We start from the raw sequence: 4,747 nt of genomic DNA, 5'->3' as shown, positions 1-4,747 counted from the left end.
TGGTTCCGTAAAAAGTCACAAGCGGTGTCACTCCCGCGAAGGCGGGAGTCCATAACTATCTGAAACTTATAGATCCCCGCCTTCGCGGGGATGACAAAAAAGAGGACATCTCGACTTTTTACGGGGTCATCAATATTGGAGGAAAACAAATAACCGCCCATAGTTGGTTTTTGATCTTTTTTGAGATTAGGCTATTGTAATTTGGAATTTATTTGAGATTTGTATTTTGTTGTATAAAACTGATTAGTTGGAATTAATTGATTCTGGTTTGTCCGTGTTAGGCAGTCGTCATAATGAGGAGAATCTTTTGATATATCTTACAGCAACCGCTGTTTTCGTCTCGGTGATCCTGATTCTCGTGGGACTGCTGCTCTTTGTCGAGGGCAAGGTGGTCCAGAAGGGCAACAACCGGGTCATCATCAACGACGACGAGGAAAAGAGCATCGATGCGCGGTCGGGCAGGACCCTGCTTTCCGCCTTGTCGACCAACGGCATCTTTATCCCTTCCGGCTGTGGGGGCGGTGGGGCCTGCGGCATGTGCAAGTGCAAGGTGGAGGAAGGCTCGCGGGGTCCGCTTCCCACCGAACTGGCCCATCTGTCACGCAAGGAGAGAAAGGGCAACATCCGCCTGGCCTGCCAGTTGAAGGTCAAAGAGGACCTTAAAATCCGCATTCCCGATGAAATCTTGTCGGTCAAAAAATATACGGCCACGGTGGTGTCCAACGAGAACGTGGCCACCTTTATCAAGGATCTGATCTTGGAACTGGACGACGATGAACACCTGAACTTTACAGCCGGTGCCTACATACAGATCGATATCCCGGAATACGAGATCCCGTTCGAGCATTTCCGGATCCGGGTGGCCGAGCGGTTTCGGCCCGACTGGGATCGATTCAACCTGTGGGGGCTAAGGGGCAAGAATCTGGCGCCGGTATTCCGGGCCTATTCACTGGCCAATCCGCCCAAAGAAGCCACCCGGCTGCGTTTTACCATCCGCATCGCCACGCCGCCGCCGGGATCCAAGAACCTGCCGCCGGGGACCGGCTCCACATTCATCTTCAATCTTCAACCCGGGGACAAGGTGACCCTGAGCGGACCGTTTGGCGAGTTTGCGGTGAAGGAGACCGACAGAGAGATGTGCTTTGTGGGCGGCGGCGCCGGCATGGCGCCCCTGCGCAGCCAGATTCTGGACCAGCTGCTGGGGCAGAAAACCGAACGCAGGATCTCATTCTGGTATGGCGCACGCTCCAAACTGGAACTCTTCTTCGATGAGGAGTTCAAGGGTTTGGTCGATACCTACCCCAATTTTTCCTATCACGTCGCCCTGTCCAACCCCATGCCCGAAGACCATTGGGACGGGATGACCGGCTTCATCCACCAGCGCCTGTATGACACCTATCTGGTCACGCACAAAGATCCTACGGAAATCGAGTACTACATGTGCGGGCCGCCCATGATGGTCCAGGCCGTTGAGGAGATGCTGGACAGCCTGGGGGTGGAGCCGGAGATGATCGCCTACGACAAGTTCTCCTGACTACAAGAACATTTTTTCAGGCGGACGTCGTTCGGGCACGTATTCCTGATCGATCTTTCCTTCATTCCAGGCTTTGGAAACGTAGAGGTTGCAGTAGCAGGAGCCAAATTCGGCCACATCGGGCTCACGGTAGTCGCAGGGGCAGATGATGTCCCGGTCATTGTCCCGGTCACCGGAGGCCAGCCTGCAGGGGCAGACCATGTAGCCGTAGCGCGCCTTGTTCACGAGCAGGGCTTCCACCAGCTCCATGACCCGCTCGTGGTTGTTGCTGAAGTAATAGCCTTTGGGCTCATGGATTTTTTTCAGTTTTTCGTAAAGTTCACCGGCATCCATCACAGTCCCAGCGCCTCCTTGATTTTATCTAACTTGTAGCCGACGATGACATTGTCACCGATGATAACCGTGGGGAATGAACATCTGGGATTGAATTTCTTCACATCGGCAAGAATGGCCTTGCGTTCATCTCCATCCAATAGATCGACATCCACGAAATCGTATTTGACGGTGCATTCATCCAAAAAACGTTTGGTGGATTTACAGTGGCTGCATGTGCTCAGTGAGAACACCTTCACCGGTTTGTCAGACATGATCCTATCCTTTCCATGATAAAAGAGGCGCGGGTAAGCTTTCCTCCCCGGCACGATCAACGTGGGGCCTGTCCAAAACAATGGGCACCAACTTTAACCATGCCGTTGCAGACGATCCCAAAGCGTGTGGGTGAGTTCCATACATTAAAGGTCCACCGGTAGTCGGTCAAGGAAAATCAGTTATTCTGGAATACATTCTCGCCATCGGTTATGCGCCACCTGGCAACCGCCAGGGATTGATGCCGATCAAAATTCACACAATAATGGAAACAATTCTTGACAGAATTGCAATAATTCTTTATTTGAATTAGTAACCATTCCTGATAAGGAAAAAGATAATGACATTACACTTCAATTTGAGCTTGCCACCACTTGATTTCGAATTACACATGCGTGTCTGAAAAATATACACATAATCGTCAGATTACACGAACTGTAATCATATAACCCACACGTAACCTTTCCACGAAGGAGGGAACATGGTCGACAAGAAAATTGGTAAAAAAGAAAATGAATACGAAATCAAGGATGTAACCACCTGTGAGGCCACACGGCAGATGCTGATAAAGGCCCGGCTTGACGGAGTCGAAACTCATTTTGACCGGGCGGTCAACATGAAGGCCTGCCCAATCGGTGCCGATTCTGCCTGCTGCAAAAATTGTTTCATGGGACCCTGTCGGATGAATACCAAGGATCCTTATGGCAAGGTGGGGGTTTGCGGGGCCACCATCGATACCATCCAGGCGCGCAACTTCGGCCGTATGGTCGCCACCGGGTCTGCTTGCCACAACGACCACGGCATGGCCATGCTGGACATCTTCCGGGACGTGGTTCAGGGAAAAATCAAGGATTACCGCATCAAGGATGTCCACAAACTGGAATCGATCTCCAAAGAGATCGGTATCGAGACCGAGGGGCGCAGTGTCGAGGACATCGCCATGGACCTTTACCATGAGCTTGAAAAGACCTACACCCAGGTGGAGGGGGAAATTCCCTTTGCCAAGCGCGTCCCGCCCAAAACCCTGGAAATGTGGCGCAAGCACGGCATCGTCCCACGCGGCGCCATGCGAGAGATCATGGAGATGATGAGCCGCACCCACATCGGCATGGATCAGGATCCCAACAACATCATCAAACAAATTAGCCGCACCGCCCTGGCCGACGGTTGGGGAGGATCCATGGTCGCCACCGAGATCAGCGACATTCTTTTCGGCACACCGTCGCCAGTCAGCGTGGAGGTCAACATGGGCGTGTTGAAGGAAGACCAGGTCAACATCATCGTGCACGGCCATGAACCCAACCTGTTCGAATCCATGCTGGCTTCGGTCAACGCGCCCTCGCTGGTCGAGTCGGCCAAGGCCGCCGGTGCCAAGGGCATCAACCTGGTGGGCATGTGCTGCTCCGGTGCGGAGGTGATGTCGCGCCACGGTATCCCCCATGCCGGCAACTTTTCATCCACCGAGCCGGTTATCGTGACCGGTGCTGTGGATGCCATGGCCGTCGACGTCCAGTGCATCCAGCAGGGTCTGGTAAAGGTGGCCGAGTGTTACGAAACCGCGCTGTTCACCACCAACCCGCGCTGCCACCTGGAGGGCGCCACCCACATCGAACTGGATGAACACAATCCGATGGCGTGTACCGATGAGATCGTCGTTAAAGCGATCAGCCGATTTAAAAACCGCAAATTTCCCGTCGAGATTCCTAAAAAAGTGGGTGTCGGTGTCCACGGCTTCTCCCATGAATACATCAACTACATGCTGGGCGGCTCTTTCCGTGCTTCGTATACCCCGCTCAACGAGAACATCATCAACGGCCGCATCCGCGGTGTGGCCGGTGTGGTGGGCTGCACCAACCCCCGTGTAAAACAGGATTATGTGCATGTGGAGCTGGTCAAAGAGTTGATTAAAAACGACGTGCTGGTGGTTCAGACGGGCTGTTCGCAGATCGCCCTGGCCAAAGCCGGCCTAACCTCGCCCGAAGCCGCGGTCCTTGCCGGTGATGGTTTGCGCGAGGTATGCGAAACCGTGGGCATGCCGCCCGTGCTGGGTTTGGGGTCCTGCGTGGACAACACCCGCATCCTCATCGCCTGTTCCGAAATGGTGAAAACCGGCGGTCTGGGCGACAGCATCGCCGATCTGCCGGTGGCCGGCGCCGCGCCCGAATACATGAGCGAAAAGGCCATCGCCATTGGCCAGTACTTCGTGGCCTCCGGCGTGTACACCGTGTTCGGCGTCACCTTCCCGGTCACCAAGGGCACCAAGTTCGAAAAACTGCTCTTCGAGGGGCTGGAAGAGATGGGCATGGGCAAATGGGGCTTTAACCCCGATCCCCACGAGATGGCCAAGATGATGATCGCCCACATCGATAAGAAGCGCAAGGCCCTGGGTATCGACAAAGCCCGGGATCGCGTGCTCATGGATATGTCCGACAGGCGAAGTATTGAAGCCGCTTAACGGTCATTTCCATTTTTAACAATCAAAAGGGGCTCGATTTCGAGCCCCTTTTTTTTTCTCAGATGTCTTTTCAGTGATGTGGCGGGGATTATTGGTCAGTCAATACCTGGGGATGATCACCCAGAAAGCGGTATAGGGTGGCACGGCCGACGCCTAAGACCTTGGCGGCCCGG

General features: G+C 54.0%; 4 protein-coding genes. 2 read left to right on the top strand and 2 right to left on the bottom strand.

The window, feature by feature from the left end; genetic code table 11:
- Positions 1–307: 307 nt before the first annotated feature.
- Complete coding sequence (nqrF, locus tag ABYV26_RS21155; protein ID WP_372683345.1) at positions 308–1,534, top strand: NADH:ubiquinone reductase (Na(+)-transporting) subunit F; 1,227 nt, start codon at positions 308–310, stop codon at positions 1,532–1,534.
- On the opposite strand, the gene ABYV26_RS21150 is transcribed toward nqrF, so the two are convergent.
- Together ABYV26_RS21150 and ABYV26_RS21145 are read right to left on the bottom strand one after the other, a co-directional pair.
- Positions 1,535–1,867, bottom strand: a complete 333-nt coding sequence (locus ABYV26_RS21150) for a ferredoxin-thioredoxin reductase catalytic domain-containing protein (protein WP_372683344.1) — start codon at positions 1,865–1,867, stop codon at positions 1,535–1,537.
- Positions 1,867–2,121, bottom strand: a complete 255-nt coding sequence (locus ABYV26_RS21145; RefSeq protein WP_372683343.1) for a glutaredoxin family protein — start codon at positions 2,119–2,121, stop codon at positions 1,867–1,869. Before ABYV26_RS21145 ends, ABYV26_RS21150 begins: the two co-directional genes overlap by 1 nt.
- Positions 2,122–2,600: 479 nt before the next feature.
- Here ABYV26_RS21145 and cooS point away from each other — a divergent pair, with 479 nt between their 5' ends.
- On the top strand, positions 2,601–4,574 hold the full coding sequence (cooS, locus tag ABYV26_RS21140) for an anaerobic carbon-monoxide dehydrogenase catalytic subunit (RefSeq protein ID WP_372683342.1): 1,974 nt from the start codon (positions 2,601–2,603) through the stop codon (positions 4,572–4,574).
- Positions 4,575–4,747: the final 173 nt, after the last annotated feature.

It is taken from the genome of Desulfosarcina sp., from assembly GCF_041551955.1.
Lineage (GTDB): Bacteria > Desulfobacterota > Desulfobacteria > Desulfobacterales > Desulfosarcinaceae > Desulfosarcina.
The sequence above is the reverse complement of the archived record's forward strand: the minus strand, read 5'-3'. Positions and strand labels throughout refer to the sequence as shown.